This window comes from Nocardia sp. NPDC005998 (genome assembly GCF_040614395.1).
In the GTDB taxonomy this organism is placed as follows: Bacteria; Actinomycetota; Actinomycetes; order Mycobacteriales; family Mycobacteriaceae; genus Nocardia.
The window spans coordinates 138,488-153,962 of the sequence record NZ_JBEXUI010000010.1 but is presented as its reverse complement, the minus strand read 5'-3'; the positions used below and the strand labels follow the sequence as shown (position 1 = coordinate 153,962).

At 65.5% G+C, this 15,475-nt stretch carries 14 protein-coding genes; 4 read left to right on the top strand and 10 right to left on the bottom strand.

Going from position 1 to position 15,475, the window contains the following annotated elements; genetic code table 11:
- The first annotated feature begins 435 nt into the window (after positions 1-435).
- On the top strand, positions 436-1,833 hold the full coding sequence (locus tag ABZ293_RS16695; protein WP_355181414.1) for a wax ester/triacylglycerol synthase family O-acyltransferase: 1,398 nt from the start codon (positions 436-438) through the stop codon (positions 1,831-1,833).
- Here the strand turns inward: ABZ293_RS16695 and ABZ293_RS16690 are convergent.
- Positions 1,830-2,798 (bottom strand): alpha/beta hydrolase, encoded by a 969-nt coding sequence (locus ABZ293_RS16690; RefSeq protein WP_355181412.1) that lies wholly within the window; start codon positions 2,796-2,798, stop codon positions 1,830-1,832. The genes ABZ293_RS16695 and ABZ293_RS16690 overlap by 4 nt on opposite strands.
- Before the next feature lie 353 nt (positions 2,799-3,151).
- Here ABZ293_RS16690 and ABZ293_RS16685 point away from each other — a divergent pair, with 353 nt between their 5' ends.
- Together ABZ293_RS16685 and ABZ293_RS16680 are read left to right on the top strand one after the other, a co-directional pair.
- Positions 3,152-3,895, top strand: coding sequence for a glucose 1-dehydrogenase (locus ABZ293_RS16685; protein ID WP_355181410.1), 744 nt, complete (start codon positions 3,152-3,154; stop codon positions 3,893-3,895).
- Positions 3,896-3,984: 89 nt separating this feature from the next.
- Positions 3,985-5,343, top strand: a complete 1,359-nt coding sequence (locus ABZ293_RS16680; protein ID WP_355181408.1) for a DUF2252 domain-containing protein — start codon at positions 3,985-3,987, stop codon at positions 5,341-5,343.
- Between the two features lie 33 nt (positions 5,344-5,376).
- Here ABZ293_RS16680 and ABZ293_RS16675 read toward each other — a convergent pair whose 3' ends face one another.
- The 5 genes from ABZ293_RS16675 to ABZ293_RS16655 form a co-directional block, all read right to left on the bottom strand.
- Entirely contained in the window at positions 5,377-6,057 is a 681-nt protein-coding gene (locus ABZ293_RS16675) for a TetR/AcrR family transcriptional regulator (RefSeq protein WP_355181406.1), read from the bottom strand.
- Positions 6,054-8,318, bottom strand: coding sequence for an MMPL family transporter (locus ABZ293_RS16670; RefSeq protein WP_355181404.1), 2,265 nt, complete (start codon positions 8,316-8,318; stop codon positions 6,054-6,056). The genes ABZ293_RS16675 and ABZ293_RS16670 overlap by 4 nt, the downstream gene beginning before the upstream one ends.
- 113 nt (positions 8,319-8,431) lie before the next feature.
- On the bottom strand, positions 8,432-9,247 hold the full coding sequence (locus tag ABZ293_RS16665; RefSeq protein ID WP_355181402.1) for an N-acetylmuramoyl-L-alanine amidase: 816 nt from the start codon (positions 9,245-9,247) through the stop codon (positions 8,432-8,434).
- Positions 9,248-9,297: 50 nt separating this feature from the next.
- A complete protein-coding gene (locus ABZ293_RS16660; RefSeq protein WP_355181400.1) occupies positions 9,298-10,113 on the bottom strand; it encodes a hypothetical protein in 816 nt (271 codons plus the stop codon).
- A 126-nt stretch (positions 10,114-10,239) separates the two neighbouring features.
- Positions 10,240-10,869: a LysE family transporter gene (locus ABZ293_RS16655; protein ID WP_355181398.1), complete on the bottom strand. Its 630-nt coding sequence runs from the start codon at positions 10,867-10,869 to the stop codon at positions 10,240-10,242.
- Between the two features lie 65 nt (positions 10,870-10,934).
- Between ABZ293_RS16655 and ABZ293_RS16650 the strand changes: the two genes are divergently transcribed.
- Positions 10,935-11,822 (top strand): LysR family transcriptional regulator ArgP, encoded by an 888-nt coding sequence (locus ABZ293_RS16650; protein WP_355181396.1) that lies wholly within the window; start codon positions 10,935-10,937, stop codon positions 11,820-11,822.
- Between the two features lie 9 nt (positions 11,823-11,831).
- Here ABZ293_RS16650 and ABZ293_RS16645 read toward each other — a convergent pair whose 3' ends face one another.
- From ABZ293_RS16645 to ABZ293_RS16630, 4 genes are all read right to left on the bottom strand, one after another.
- Positions 11,832-13,070 (bottom strand): cytochrome P450, encoded by a 1,239-nt coding sequence (locus tag ABZ293_RS16645; RefSeq protein WP_355181394.1) that lies wholly within the window; start codon positions 13,068-13,070, stop codon positions 11,832-11,834.
- 111 nt (positions 13,071-13,181) lie between these two features.
- On the bottom strand, positions 13,182-13,349 hold the full coding sequence (locus ABZ293_RS16640) for a hypothetical protein (protein WP_355181392.1): 168 nt from the start codon (positions 13,347-13,349) through the stop codon (positions 13,182-13,184).
- Between the two features lie 18 nt (positions 13,350-13,367).
- Positions 13,368-14,789, bottom strand: a complete 1,422-nt coding sequence (locus ABZ293_RS16635; protein WP_355181390.1) for an amidase — start codon at positions 14,787-14,789, stop codon at positions 13,368-13,370.
- A 217-nt stretch (positions 14,790-15,006) separates the two neighbouring features.
- Positions 15,007-15,468 carry a hypothetical protein gene (locus ABZ293_RS16630; RefSeq protein ID WP_355181388.1) on the bottom strand — a complete coding sequence of 154 codons (462 nt, stop codon included), beginning with the start codon at positions 15,466-15,468 and terminating at the stop codon, positions 15,007-15,009.
- Positions 15,469-15,475 lie beyond the last annotated feature (7 nt).

The window sequence follows — 15,475 nt, the reverse complement described above, 5'->3', positions numbered from 1 at the left end:
ACGAGCCCCCGCAACCCACCAAGGCGAAGCAGTCCACACACCACCCCACCAGCACACCTCCACCCCCGCCCCGCATCCCACTCCAACATTCAGCCGAGAATGCGCTGGCGCAGAGGCACTCTCGACGTTTGCCTGCACGGACGCATGGCGATCACTCGCCCAAGGGGAGGTTGTGCGCGGCATGCGTGCCGCCGGGAATGGCGACGGGGGTCGTACGGTGGGTCGAGTCCGGACGGATCGTCATGGCGGGTAGATTGCAAAATGTGCAGCCGATAATTGTGTCGGCGCACACATTGCCCGGATACGCACTGACACAGCGATGGCACCTCGAATGAGTTCAACGCCAGTACCCCACTTGACAATAGAGCACTCCACTGTGACCGATATCCCTTCGTTCGCCAGGTAGGCTAGAACACGTTCTAGTAGTCTCTTGCTATGGAGCGACTAACCGGATTGGATGCCAGCTTCCTGTACCTCGAGACCGGGACCCAGCACCTGCACGTGTGTGCGCTGCTGATCCTGGATCCCACCGCAGGGGGCACGCACTACACCTTCGAAACATTCAAAGCAGAACTCGGCCGCCGACTGCCGCTGATACCGCAAATGCGGCGGCGGATTCATGAGGTGCCGTTCAATCTCGATCATCCGGTCTGGGTGGAAGACCCGAACTTCGATCTGGACTACCACATTCGACGCATCGAAACGCCACGCCCGGTCGGACGCCAGGAACTTGCGGACCTGGTCAGCGAGATCGCGAGTGTGCCGATGGATCGCAGTCGCCCGCTGTGGCAGATGCACGTGCTGGAGGGGCTCGAAGACGGCAAGGTCGCGGTCATCTGCAAGTACCACCACGCCGCCGTCGACGGCATCACCGGCACCAACATGATGATGCACCTGTGCGATCTGGAACCCGGCCTGAGCAAGTCCGAACCGGCCGAGGAATGGCGGCCCGAACCCCAACCGAGCGATGTGCTGTTGGCGGCCCAGGCGGTGGCCAATCTGCCGAACAAGCTCGGTCTGGTCGGCATGGTGCCGAAAACCCTTGGCCTGGTTGCTAATTTCGCGCAGCGGCGGCGAAACAACCAGGCGGGCATGGCATTACCGCTGACCGCACCGCGCACCCCCTTCAACGGTGCGATCAGCCCGGACCGCGCGGTAGCCTTCACCGAGGCCGATCTCGGCGCGATCAAGGAGATCAAGGCCGCCTTCGAGGTGAAGGTCAACGATGTGGTGCTGACCATCGTCGCGGGCGTACTGCGCTCCTACTTGGAGAAGCACGATGAGCTGCCCGACAAATCCCTGATCGCCTCGGTGCCGGTTTCGGTGCACGACACCTCCCGGCACACCGCGGGCATCAATAAGGTCTCCTCACTGTTCTCGCACCTCGGCACCGATATCGCCGATCCGGTGCAGCGGCTGCGGCAGGTGGCCGAGGCCAACCGCGACGCCAAGGAGGAACACGCCCTGGTCGGCGCGGACTTCCTGATGGACTGGTCGCAGTACGCCCCGCCGAATACTTTTCAGCTGGCCGCACGGGTGTATTCGTCGTTGAAACTGGCCGAGCGCCACCCGGTGGTGCACAACCTGGTGGTGTCGAATGTTCCCGGCCCGCCGATGCCGCTGTACTTTCTCGGCCACCAGGTCGAGGCGATGTATCCGTTCGGGCCGGTTTTCCACGGCGCTGGACTGACGGTCACCGTCCTGTCCAATAACGGTGATCTGGACTTCGGCTTCATCGCCTGTAGGGAACTGGTGCCAGATCTGCAGACGATCGCCGATGCGGTCCCCGGCGTCGTCAATGAATTGCTGACCGCGGCACGCGATCTGGGTTAACCCACACCGCTGCCCTGTTCGCCATCGCCGCCGAACAGGGCCGCATTCGAAGTCTTCGCCCGCCTTGTGGCGACAGCGGCGCAAGCCTCCAGCAGTACCGGCACGAAGCGGTCGGCCTCGAGCACGCAGGATGCGTGACCGGCCTTGACCAGATGAATGCTCGCCCCGGGAATCATGGTCGCCATCTCCAACTGCCGATAAACCGGAATCGCCCGGTCCCGCGTCGTGATCACGACGGCGGTCGGCATGGTCAGCGTGGAAAGCCAAGCGGTCGAATCGAATCGGCCGACCTCGGCAATGACCTGCGTCATCGCCCAGCCGCTGTTGCTGCGAAATTCATTGAGCGCCCAGCGATTCAGCTGTCCCGGTGCCCAGGTGTGTTCCGGCATATCGGACAGTTGTCCGGCATGCTCCTCGGCGCGTCGGTACGAATAGGGACCGATGGCTGCGGCCAATGCGCCGAATGTCAGATGAAAGGCACGCTCGCGCAGCTTTTCCTGGAATCGATACGGTGTCGCGCACAACACCAGACCGCTCATCCGATCCGGATGCCGGTGCGCGGCAAGCAATGCGACGACACCGCCAAGGGAATATCCGGCCAATATGGCCCGCTTCACGCCGAGTGCATCGGCAATGGCGACGACATCGTCCGCGCAGTCCAGCACCGAGAACCGCGCCGACCGGATGCCGCGGCCATGCCAACGCTGGTCGAAGACGATCACCCGGTAGCGCTCGGCCAGCGCGTCGAGCGCGGGGAACCAGGTGAGGTAGCCCGTGCAGGCGGTGGCGTGCAGCAGGATCAGGGTCGGCGCGCCCTCGGGTCCCGGTATATCGACGACATAGGTGCGGCCACGGCCCGGCAGGTCGATGAGCCGTCCGCCGGGCACCTGCGCAATGTCGGGCACTCCCGAACGCCGGGAGAACCGTCGCATCGCCACCACCGCGTCCGGATCCGGATTCGTCATCGTCGACCTCCTCGGCGCAGTCCGCGATAGTACTAGAACGCGTTCTACATCGATGATGCCACAGGACCCGGCAGGACTCAGACCAAGGCCCGGACGATGCACTCGGCGATGCAGGCAGGCCTGATCGCCGCCGTCGCCTTCGACGGTCTGCCTGGTGCAGGCCGCCGGGAACCTCCGCGATGCTCACGATGTCGGCCCGGCCGCGGCTGCGGGAACCAGCGGGCACCGGCGACGGGAAGCGAACCTTGTTCAGGCTGGTGCCGTGTCCCACTGGCCGATACCGATGCGGAAACGGATCAGCGAATCCTCTGTAACGTGTTTCAGTAGTGCGACGGATTCGAGAGGAGGCCGCGATGGGGCGGTTGACCGGCAAGGTGGCGTTGATCAGTGGCGGGGCGCGCGGAATGGGCGCCGCGCACGCGCGGGCGCTGGTGGCCGAGGACGCGCGGGTGGTGCTCGGCGACATCCTCGATGACGAGGGCGCCGCACTCGCCAAGGAAATCGGCGACAGCGCCGCCTACGTACACCTCGATGTGCGCGAAAAGCAGCAGTGGCAGGATGCGGTCGCCGAGGCGGTGCAACGGTTCGGTTCGCTCAACGTCTTGGTGAACAATGCGGGCATCGTCAATGGCAATCTGCTCGTCGACTTCGAATTGGCGGAGTGGCAGAAGATCATCGACATCAATCTCACCGGCACCTTCCTCGGCATGCAGGCCGCGACGCCCGCGATGATCGAGGCGGGCGGCGGTTCGGTCATCAATATCTCCTCGGTCGAGGGCATGCGCGGCAGTCCGGGTCTGCACGGCTACACCGCCACCAAATTCGCCGTCCGCGGCCTGACCAAATCCACCGCACTCGAGCTGGCGCAGTACGGAATTCGCGTCAACTCGATCCATCCCGGCCTGATCCGCACCCCGATGACCGAGGGCATCCCGGCAGATTTCCTGCAGATCCCACTCGGCCGCGCCGCCGACCCTGCCGAGGTCTCCGCCCTGGTGACCTACCTGGCCAGCGACGAATCCTCATATTCGACCGGCGCCGAATTCGTCATCGATGGCGGCCTCACCGTGGGCGTCCCGCACAAGACCTTCTCCTGACCTCGCCTGCATGCCCCGGACGGCGACGATGACACTCCCGCGATGGCCGGGTAGTTGCCGCGAGTCGAGTGCGGGGTGAGACTGGGCGGATGGCGGAGCCGAGCACTGTGACCACCGCGCGGGCCTCGGGTGAGGTTGGGCGGGCGGCTCGGCGGCGGGTTTCTCGGTCGGCATTGGGGGTGTGGGCGGCACCGGCGGATCGGGGGGATCCGGTTGGGGTGCTCGAGCGTCAGGCGGCCAGTCGGGTGCCGGAGTTGGTGCCGATTCGGTATGGGCGGATGGCGGCGGGGCAATTCGCGTTTTTGCGGGGTGCGCCCGCGATCATGGCGGCCGATTTGGCCGCCGGGCCCGATACCGGGTTGACAGTGCAGTTGTGCGGGGATGCGCATTTGTCGAATTTCGGGTTGTACGCCTCGCCGGAGCGCGCGTTGGTGTTCGACCTGAACGACTTCGATGAGACCCTGCCGGGGCCATTCGAATGGGATGTGAAGCGGCTGGTCGCGAGTGTCGCGGTGGCGGCGCGGGCGAATGGGTTCAGTGATGGCGATGCGCAGGCGGCGGTGCTCGCGGCGGCTCGAAGGTACCGGGAGTCCATGATTCGACTGGCCGGACTCGATGAGATGAGCGTGTGGTACGAGCGGGTCGATGCCGAGCAGGCGGCGGTCTTGGTGCGAGAACCCAAGCAGCGCAAGGATGTTGAGAAGGCGATCAACAAGGCTCGGGCCAACACCAGTTTGCAGGCGCTCGGCAAGCTCACCGAGCCGGGTCCGGATGGCACGCCGCATATTCGGAGGCGGCCGCCGCTACTGGTGCCGATCGAAGAGCTGGACGCGGCGGTTATCGACCGAGTCGTCGCCGACTATCACAAAACGCTGAGCGAGGACCGGCAGGTACTGCTGCAACGGCATCGGATAGTCGATATCGCGCGCAAGGTCGTCGGCGTCGGCAGTGTCGGGACGCGATGCTTCATTGTGCTGCTCGCCGGGCAGAACACCGGCAGTCCGCTATTTCTGCAGGTGAAGGAGGCCGAGGAGTCGGTGCTCGCGCCGCATTTGAAGCCCAGCAAATTTCGACATCACGGCCACCGGGTTGTCAACGGGCAGCGGCTGATTCAGGCGGCGAGCGATATCTTTCTCGGCTGGGCCACTGGGTCGGATCAGCGCAGCTATTACGTGCGCCAGCTGCGGGATATGAAGGGTTCGGCGGTCATCGAGGATATGAACCGTACCGTGCTCCGCGACTACGCCACGCTCTGTGGGCATACGTTGGCTCGGGCGCACGCACGTTCCGGTGACCGTGCCGCGATCGCCGCATATCTCGGTACCGGCGATGCCTTCGAGCGGGCGATGGGCGAGTTCGCCATCGCATACGCGGATCAGACGAATGCCGACCATGACGCGCTGCTCGCGGCGATCGCATCGGGGCGGATCGAGGCCACGGCGGGCTGAGGACTGGCTCCTATCACCGTGCCGCCCAAGGGATCAGGGCTGCCGTCGGTTCGCCTCGAGCCACTGTGCGACCTCATCGGGGGTTACCTCCGCACCGAGGACATTGTCGATGACGACCCGACCGACACATACCGAGCGCAGTACCCGATCGGTGAATGCGTCGAGATCTCCCCACGGCAGATAGGGTTTCGCGATCAGCAGCGAGGCGATCCCGTGCGCGCTCGACCACAGTTCCAGCGCCACCGGCACCGGATCGCCGGGAGTGATCATGCCGAGGTTCATGCACTCGGTAACGGTCGCTGCGAAATGCCCGAAGGCACTGCTGGTCAACACCTGATCGACCGCGCCAGCGGTCGCACCGGGCATGGTGGCCAGCCGGTAGTGCTCGGGATGCGCTCTGGCGAAGCGCACATAGGCCAGTCCCTGCTGGCGCAGCCGCTCCATCGGCGACTCGTTCGGATCGCTCGCAGCCGACATCACCGCGTCCAGATCCTCGAATACCTGGGCTACCACCGCATCGATCAACTGATCCTTATCCGCGAAATGGCGGTAGATCGACGGCGGGGTCACGCCGACGATCTTGGCGATCGCGCGAATGGAGACCGCCTCCACCTGACCGGTGCGAGCCAGCAAACCCTTTGTGGCATCTATGATTTCGGCGCGCAGCCCCTCACCTGTGCCGCGTGCGGACCGCTGCCGACGGGTGAAGTTCACGTCCGCCGAGCCAGTTCGGGTTTGCCGGATTCGGGTGCGCCGGCTATGGATTCGTCCTCGCGCAACCCGATCTTGGCGTGCAGCCTGGCAAGTGGCGCGGGCGCCCACCAGTTCGCGGTGCCCAACATTCGCATGAGGGCGGGCGCCAAGAGGCCGCGTATCAGCGTGGCGTCCGCGAGCACCGTCAAGGTCAGTCCGAGGCCCATCATCTGGATGAACGATACCTTCGAGGTGACCATGGCGGCCATCACGATGGCCATCAACAGTGCGGCGGCGGTGAAGATCTTGCCGGTACGGGCGACGCCGAGCGCAACAGCACGGTTACTGTCCGCCGCCGTGCGGCCAGAGGCCAACCACTCCTCGCGGATGCGCGACAGCAGGAACACCTCGTAGTCCATGGACATGCCGAAAGCGAGGCAGAACATCAGGATCGGCATGGTCGGGACCAGATATCCCGTCGCGTCGCTGCCGAGCACAGCGGACAGATGCCCCTCCTGGAAGATCCAGACCATCGCACCGAACGCCGCCGTCAGCGAAAGCGTGTTGAGCACAAGGGCTTTCACCGGCAGCAATAAGCTTCCGGTGAACAAGAACAGCACGATGAAGGTGGCGAGCACGATCAGCGCACCGGCCAAGGGCAGTCGCGCACCGAGTGCGTCCAGGGCGTCGACGTTGACCGCGGCCGCGCCGCCGAAGAGCGCGGGCCCCGGACTGGGCACGTCGCGCAGTTGGGCCAATTGCGTCTTACCCGCGGCGGTGAACGGATCGACTGTGGTCGCGACAGTGAGGAATGCGCCGGTGTCGTTGGTCATCTGCGGCGGTCCGGCGGATACCTTGGACCCGCCCGAGTACACCCCGACGCCGGACAGCACTCCGGCCACACCGGGCACCTTGGACAGTTCAGCGGCGTAATCACCGATGGCGGCCGGGTTTCCGTGATAATCGTCGAGCACCACGGTGACATTGGTGGCGGTATTGGCTTGGAAGTCGCTGCGCAGTGCGTCGCCGACCGTGCGACTGGTAGCGGACGCGCCGGTATTGAGCACCCGATCGTCGGGATAGCCGAATTTCACGCCGAGGAACGGGGATCCGACCGCGAGCAGCAGCACGATGATCACAATGGCGACCGGGGCGGCGCTGCGCATTACCCGCTGCACCGTGCGGTACCAGAAGGTCTGCTCGGGTGCGAGATCCCCGCGCGGTGTCCGACCGAGTAGGCGCCCCAATGGCTTTCGCAGATCACCGGCGTTCACGCGGTGTCCGAGCAGCATCAGGACCGCGGGCAGGATCAGGATCGAGGCGGCAGCCGCAGCGACGACGACCGCAACGCCCGCGTAGGCAAAGGATTTCAGGAAGTACAGGTTGAACACGCCCAGCGCCGCCACCGACAGCGCGACGGTCAGCGCCGAGTAGAGGACGGTGCGTCCGGCGGTCTGCACCGCGCGCACCACGGCCGCCTCGACATCGAGGCCGTTGCCGAGTTCCTCGCGGTAGCGACTGACGATGAACAGGCTGTAGTCGATCGCGAGGGCGAGACCGAGTGCCGTGGTCATATTCAGCGCGAAGATCGAGACATCGGTGAACACCGTGAGGGTGCGCAGGATCGCCAACGTAGTGAGGATCGCGAAGATTCCGACGGCCAGCGGCAGGAAGGCCGCGACAAGGCTGCCGAAGACCAGGATCAGCACGATGAACGACAGCGGGATGGCCACGCCCTCGGCGACCGCGAGATCGTGGGTGATCTGTCCGTTCACGTCGTGGTAGATCGAGCTGAGTCCACCTTGCGCGATGCTGACGCCGTCATTGCTTCCGACCACTTGTTCGGCGATCTCACCGGCGACCTTTTGCGCCGTGGTCTCGCCTCCCGTGATGTAGCCGATCACCAGCGCGCTCTTGCCGTCCTTGCTGCGCAATGCGGTGGACAGCGGCTGCGGGGTGCTCCAGTAGGACTGGATGCCGATCACGTCACCGCGGGAGCGCAGCGTATCGACCACCTTCGTGCCCGCGGCCTTGGCGGCCGGGCTGTCCGCGCCCGCATTGTCGCGGACGAGCAGGATCAGGTTGGGTTCGGCGCCGCCGAAGTTGTCGGCGATGAGCTCGGCGGCACGTGACGATTCGGCATCGCTCGAGGTGAAGCCGCCGGTCTTCATATGTGCGGTCACCGATGCGCCGAATGCACCGCAGAGCACGGCCAACAGTGCCGCGGCGAGCAGGATCGTGCGTGGATGCCGGGTGGCCAGATGGGCGATCCGTACAAGCATGAGCGACTCCCTGTTCGACTGCGCTCGAGGTAACAGCGTTAGCGTAACGCCGCTATCTCAGGAGGTATAGGGCCGCCCCGCACGCAGTTGGTGATCCCGATCACGAAAGTCACCTACCCGAGGAAGGCGGCGATGGCGCTCGCGATGGCGTCCGCGTAGCGGGCCCGGCCGTCGGGAGATTCGATCAGCGCGGCATCACCGGGGTCGCGCATATTTCCGCATTCGACCAGCGCGACAGGGCGTTCCGAGAGATTCAGACCGGCCAGATCGGCGCGCGGATTCATACCGTCCGACCCGACATAGGTGGATGGGGTGAAACCGGAACGAATCATGGTGTCGCGCAACGTTGTCGCCAGTCGCTGAGACGGCTCTTCCTGTGCGGAATTCAGCGGTGGCGACGAGTAGGCGATGTGGAAGCCGTGTGCACCCGCAGGGGCGCCGTCGGCATGGATCGAGACGACAGCCGCTGCGCCACTGCGGTTTCCGATGTCGGCGCGTTCATCGACACACGGGCCGACACTCGTATCGTCGTCGCGGGTCATGACGACGCGAATACCGCGGGCGGCCAATGTGTCCCGAACCCGATCGGCGACGTCCCAGTTGAATTCGTGTTCGGTGTATCCGTCGCTGGCCGAGGTGCCGGTGGTGTTGCACGCCTTGGTCTTTCCGCGACCGTCGGGCACCTGCTGGTTGATCTCCCCGGGGTTTGCGGCATTGCCACCGTTGTGTCCGGGATCGATGACGACCACGCGATCATCGGCGATAAAGCGTGCTGGCGTCGATATCGGTCCGGCCTCCGTCCGCGGCATCGCGCCTGAAGACGTCGTATCCGATGCCTTGGTCGGCGTGGGTGCGCCGTGTCCGCATCCGCCGAGCAGCAGGCCCCACGCGCAGATCGCGGCCGTCGTATTCCAGCTTCGGAGTCGCATGACTTCGACACTGCCACAGGCTTGCGAACGCTTCATCAGCCCCGCGATCGCTAGCGGAACGCCAGTGCGCCGAGCGTATCGGCGTGCCGGTACTGCAGATACTTCTTGACCGTCTCCACATCGACGGCTCCGTTCGCCGTGGCCACGGTGACCACGACGAACTGCTTCTCATTCCCATCGCGCCATTTGCCCGTGACGAAATGATCGATATAGGTGCCCGAGCGCAGGTGCAGATCCGCATCGCTGAACTTGCCGAGCGCGGCGGCGGCCTGTCCCTCATCCGACATGGCGATAAGGAACTGGGTGATCTTCAGTCCGCCGCCCTCGGCCCGATACACCAGTTCAGCGGCGTACTGGCAGCCCAATCCGGTGAGCTTGCCGTCCACCTCGAAATCCCGGCAGCTGGCGTGATCGCGGCCCTCGACCCAGTCGGCGTGCAGTTCCACATTGTCGAATTTGAAATTCCAGTCCTTGGCGAAGTCGTTGTAGGTGAGCTTGCCCGAGGACGGCTGACCGGGGCGTGGTGTCGTCGCGGTCGGTCGCTGGGTGATCGAGCCCGGCACACTCGTCGCCGGGACGACGGTGACGGCGGAATCGGCTGCCTGCGGTCGGCCCTTATCGTGGCCGACGAAGACAACCAGGACGACGCTGACCACGGCGAGCACCGCGACCAGCCCGAGCGCCACGAGGACCCCGGCGCTGGACTTCGGGGGCCGCGGCGGCTGGCCCGGCGCGGGCGCACCGGGATATCCCGTTGGATAGCCGGTCTGATCCCAGCCCGTTTGCTCCGGATAGCCCACCGGCTGCCCCCAGGGCGCCGGATCCTGCCGTGGCGGCTGCTCCCCATAGCCGTACGGATAACTCACTGCCTGCCCACCTCTCACGCCGGGGCGGCCATCCCCACCCTGCACTACCGAACCAGTCACGTACTGATCGCGATCCGGTCCTGCGGCGTTGCAGCGTTTCCGCAAGCTCAGCCCTGCACAGCGGGCCTAGCTGGTCAGCAATAGGCCCAGCGCAAGGGTGAACATCACGGCCGCGATCACCGAATCCAGGACCCGCCAGGCACTCGGGCGGGCGAACAGCGGGCCGAGCTTGCGGGCGCCATAGCCGAGTGCGGTGAACCAGAGCACGCTGGCGAGCATCGCGCCCGCCCCGAGGAACCAGCGGTCGGGGCTGGCATAGGTGTTGGCGAAGGAGCCGAGCAGTAGCACCGTATCCAGATAGACGTGCGGGTTGAGCCAGGTCAGCGCCAGGCAGGTGAGCACGGTCGCGCCGAGTGCGACGGTTGCGCCGGTGGATTCGGTGGTCAGCGATGCCGCGGCGAAGGCGCGCCGCGCCGCGAGCACCCCGTAGCCCATCAGGAAGGCCGCACCGGCGTAACGGATGACCGTCAGCGCCACCGGGGCGGACTGGACGACAACCCCCAACCCGCCAACACCGGCGGCGATCAGCACCACGTCGGACACCGCGCAGACCGCGACCACCGCCAGCACATGCTGCCCACGCAGACCCTGCCGCAGGACGAAGGCGTTCTGCGCGCCGATCGCCACGATCAGGGAAAGTCCGAAGCCGAGTCCCGAGATGGCCGCCAGGGCCGCCGATGATGCCGTCACATACATCGACGCTAGATCCGCACAGTGCACCAGACCAGCTAAAGATTCTGAAGTACCTTTACGATTTCTTAATGGATCTGCAGCTGGATCAGCTCCGCGCACTCAACGCGGCGGTCACCGAGGGCACCTTCGACGCGGCCGCGCGCAGTCTGCGCGTGACGCCGTCGGCGGTCAGTCAGCGCATCAAGGCACTGGAGGATGCGGCCGGTCGTATTCTGCTGCAGCGCACAAAACCGGTGCGCCCCACCGAATCCGGACTCGCGGTGCTGCGGCTGGCCCGGCAGATCGAACTGCTCTCCGGTGACACCGCACGTGAACTCGGTGATGCCGATCGACCCGCGGATCGGCCGATCCGGGTGCCGATCGCGGTCAATGCCGACTCACTGGAAACGTGGGTGATGCCCGCGCTACGGCACGCACCGGCCGGTGTGTGTTTCGAGATACACCGCGAGGACGAGGAGCACACGACGCGGCTGCTGCGCGATGGGACGGTAATGGCGGCGATTACCGCCACGGCGGCGGCGGTGCAGGGCTGCCGGGTCGAGAAGCTCGGCGCGATGCGGTATCGGCCCATGGCGAATCCGCGGTTCGCGCGGACCTGGTTCGCGGATGGGCCGACTGCCGAGGCGTATGCCGCCGCGCCGGTGGTGCTCTTCGATCGCAAGGACGATCTGCAGGACCGGCATTTGCGACGTCGGTGCAAGCAGCCGGTCGATCCACCACGCCACTATGTGCCGTCATCTGCGGGGTTCGCCGAGGCGATTCGGATCGGGCTCGGCTGGGGGATGTTGCCGGATCTGCAGACCCGCGGCGGCCGGGCCGGGCGCGACCTCGCACCCATCGATGGGGATTCCTATATTGATGTTCCGCTGTACTGGCAACAGTGGAAGGTCGATTCCCCTGCGCTCGGTGCGGTCGCCGGCGCGATCGCCGCAGCCGCGGCCGATGCGCTGCGGTGAATTGTCTGCTCAGACGCTCCACGCTGGCGTTTTGGGGAATGTCACCGGGAGTGCGGTCAGCGCCCGGTGGAACGGACCGGGACGCCAGGTGAGCTTGTCCGCCCGAGTCGCAAGTCGCAATTCCGGTATTGCGTCGAGCAATTGGTCGATGGCGTCCTGAGCTATCAAGTACGCCATGGACTTTGCGGTGCAGGCATGCGGGCCCGCACTCCATGCCAGATGCGAGCGGTTCCCGGTGTGCTCCCCACCGATTTCGGGGTCGTTATTGCACGCGGCCATGCTGATGAGGACGGGTTGGTGTGCGGGCAGCCATATTTCGTCGATCAGAATGGGCTGGCGCGGATAGGTGATGCAGTAGTTCGCCAGCGGCGGATCGGTGAACAACACCTCGTCCAGGGCGTCGCGGGTGGACAGGCTGCCGCCGAGCATATTGTCGGCGACGCGGTCATCGGTGAGCATCAGCAACAGCGAATTGGCGATCAGATTCTGTGCCGGTTCGATGCCAGCGCCGTAAAGCAGCATCACATGTTCGAGTACTTCCGAATCGTCGAGGCCGACGGGATGCTGTAGCAGTCGAGTGGTGATGTCGTCGCCGGGTTCGTCCTTCTTGAGCGCGATCAGCTCGGTCAATGCCTCGTGCACGAGTTCATTTCCCTTGGCGGCATTGACCGTATCCAACATCGCCGCCAAACCGAGCGCGGTACGCCCGCCGATTTCGGGCGGGCAGCCGAGGACGGCATTGATCGCGGTGAAGGCCAGCGGAAGTGCGTACTGGGCGATCAAATCCGCCGACCCGGTCTGGCAGAACGCATTGATCAGCGGGACGGCGATCTCTGCCACGGTGGTGTGCAACGCATGCAGATCGACACCCTCGATGGCCGCATTCACCACTTCCCGGTATCTGGCGTGCACCTCGCCATTGCTGTGCAAAAGGGTTGGGCGCCAATCCATCATGGGCAAGACGGGGCAGTCCGATGGAACATCGCGCTGCCAGGTGCGCGGATCACGCGGAAAGCGCCCGGGATCATGCAGGATGCGCACTGCGGTGCGATAGCCGACCACCAAGGTCGCGGGAATGCCGGGAGCCAGATCCACCGGCACCAGCGAACCGTACTTCCTGCGCATCTCCCGATAGGCGCGGTGCGGATCGGCGGCGAACTCCGGGGTATAGAGCGAAGCGCGTTCACCGTCGGTAGCAATCGGAGAGCCGTGCGGAACGGGACAGGACGGAGACTGCGGGGTGGTCACGAAACTAACTCCAAACGGTGGAACAAATTCGACGCGCATGCCGCTTACGTCGAATACCGCGGAGGTAGAGCCGAATTCACCGCCCCACCCCTGCGGCGTATGGCTGCCGAATCAGCTCGGCGGCACTCCCCGGTACGGCACATAGCCGCCGCTGGGGTCGATATACCGGGCGTCCTCGACCGAGTGCAGCAGACCCGCCATCCCCTGCAGGATCTGCTCCAGCATGGTGATGGCCGCGTTCTCCTCGTCGGAGCAGGGCCACGTCGAATCGGTGCTCATGGCAATACCTTTCGAACTTCAGGACAGCATGGGTGTCAGGCGGTGGTGATCGGTGCGCCGCTGGAAGGCATCGCCCGCGCGCAGCACCGTCGCCTCGTCGAAGTGTTTGCCGCTGATCGAGATGGACAGGGGCACGCCATCGGCGGTGAGTCCGATCGGCACCGCGATGGTGGGATTGCCGAGCGAATTCCAGTACGGCGTATGCAATCCCGCGAGCACGCTCACCGGGTTCAACTGCTCCATGGCGTCGATGCGCGGGGCGCCGAGATGGCCGGTCGGGGTGACCACCAGATCCACCGCGGTGAACAGCTCCGCCATCCGACGCTGCGCGACATGCCGAACCCGTTGGGCCTGAACATAATCCGCCCCGCTGACGGAATTGCCCGCAGCAAAGACGACGCGACTGCCCCGCGCGTAGTCCTGGTAGCGCGAGCGCAGGCTCGGCCGGTGGTAGGCGGCCGATTCGGCGGCCAGCACGACCAGGGCGGTCGCCGTCGTCTCCACGTACATGGGGATCTCGATCGGGACGATGGTCGCGCCCGCTTCGCGCAGGGCATCGATGGCCGCCGAGAACCGTTGCGGCTGTGCCGGATCCCGTCCGTCGCCGACAAAGCGATCGAGATCGTCCACGCCGATGGTGATGCCGCGCAGATCGCCGGTGAGCGCGGCCGTATAGTCGGCAACCGGTTCATACGAGCTGTACGGATCTTCGGCATCGTGACCGGCCAATACCTCCAGCAACAAGGCGCAGTCGGCGGCCGTGCGAGCCAATGGCCCCGCGTGGTCGAGGGTGTAGGCCAGCGGCACCACACCGGATTTCGGCACCCGGCCAAATGTCGGCTTGAATCCGGTGATTCCGCAGAAGGCGGCGGGAATTCGGAGGCTGCCGCTGGTATCGGTGCCGACCGCACCCAGAAATGCCCCGGTCAACAGGCCGCTGGCAGAACCCGAACTGGACCCACCCGCCCAGCGCTGCACATCCCACGGATTCCGCGGTATCGGAAATGGCTTCTCCGGATCGGGGACCCCGACCGCGAACTCCATGGTGGTGGTCTTTCCGACCACGATCCCCCCTGCCTGCTCTAGCCGCCGCACCACCGCGGCATCCCCGGCCGACTTCCCCCACTCCGGGTCCAAGACCAGGCTTTGTGCCGTGGTCGGCCCCGCCGAATGCGCGAAGATATCCTTGACCCCCAACGGAATCCCGTCCAAGGGCGCCAGCCGCTCCCCCGCCGCGATCTTCCGGTCCACCTCGGCGGCGCGCGCCCGAGCCCGCTCCTCGAACCGGGTCAGGAACACTCCGAATGTCTCGTCATGCGCATCCGCGGCGGCCAGCGCGCCCTCCACCAGATCCGCCGCACTCACCTCGCCCCGCCGCAGCCGGGCCGCCGCCTCCGCGATCGTTGTGAATACCGTTGCCGTCGAATCAGTTTCAGCCATCACATCCCCATCCGTCATCCACGCCGATCCTGCCACGCTGCGGCGCCCGGCGGGCGAATTCGGAATACACATTCTTCACAGTTCCCGACACACCTGCGTGCCCCGATGCGCTCATGGGCTGCGGACATTTACCGCGGTTACGTCCCGAATCGCCACTGCCGCCACCGTCGACTGCTACCCCGAACCGTAGCTCAAAGGCCTACGCGTGCGGCCAGGTTCAGGAGAGGAAGGTCGCCGAGGTGACGGCGACGTCGGCATAGCTGTAGTACCAGCCGTTCCAACTGTCGGCGACATCCACCTGGATGCCGTGGCCACTCGCGGGGCCGTCGGTGATCAACCACAGGCCATTGCCGAACCCGGTCGCTGCGCTGACGCTGCCATCCGACCATGCGAATGTGGCCGCACTGGTCGCACCGGGTGCGTTCCACGGAATCGTCACACTGAACTGTCCAGCCTCGATACCCGGAAGCAGCGAACTGACGCACTCCCGCAGGGTGGCAGCACGCCGAATGTTCTGACCCGCGCTACCGGTGCCGGGGACCAACCGGCCGGTCATCACACTGCCTTGCCGACAGCCCCCATTGCCCGCACCGGACGGGTAGGCATGCCCCTGCGGCGCGCCCAGCACCGGCAACGCACACAGAACGGCCGCCACCAGCACACTTCGACGAATGGACACGGCACCA

Coding starts and splice junctions, on each gene's coding strand:
- ABZ293_RS16650 (WP_355181396.1), top strand. CDS start 10,935: ATGGATCTGCAGCTGGATCAGCTCCGCGCACTCAACGCGGCGGTCACC.
- ABZ293_RS16685 (WP_355181410.1), top strand. CDS start 3,152: ATGGGGCGGTTGACCGGCAAGGTGGCGTTGATCAGTGGCGGGGCGCGC.
- ABZ293_RS16680 (WP_355181408.1), top strand. CDS start 3,985: ATGGCGGAGCCGAGCACTGTGACCACCGCGCGGGCCTCGGGTGAGGTT.
- ABZ293_RS16665 (WP_355181402.1), bottom strand. CDS start 9,247: ATGCGACTCCGAAGCTGGAATACGACGGCCGCGATCTGCGCGTGGGGC.
- ABZ293_RS16640 (WP_355181392.1), bottom strand. CDS start 13,349: ATGAGCACCGATTCGACGTGGCCCTGCTCCGACGAGGAGAACGCGGCC.
- ABZ293_RS16635 (WP_355181390.1), bottom strand. CDS start 14,789: ATGGCTGAAACTGATTCGACGGCAACGGTATTCACAACGATCGCGGAG.
- ABZ293_RS16655 (WP_355181398.1), bottom strand. CDS start 10,869: ATGTATGTGACGGCATCATCGGCGGCCCTGGCGGCCATCTCGGGACTC.
- ABZ293_RS16695 (WP_355181414.1), top strand. CDS start 436: ATGGAGCGACTAACCGGATTGGATGCCAGCTTCCTGTACCTCGAGACC.
- ABZ293_RS16690 (WP_355181412.1), bottom strand. CDS start 2,798: ATGACGAATCCGGATCCGGACGCGGTGGTGGCGATGCGACGGTTCTCC.
- ABZ293_RS16670 (WP_355181404.1), bottom strand. CDS start 8,318: ATGCTTGTACGGATCGCCCATCTGGCCACCCGGCATCCACGCACGATC.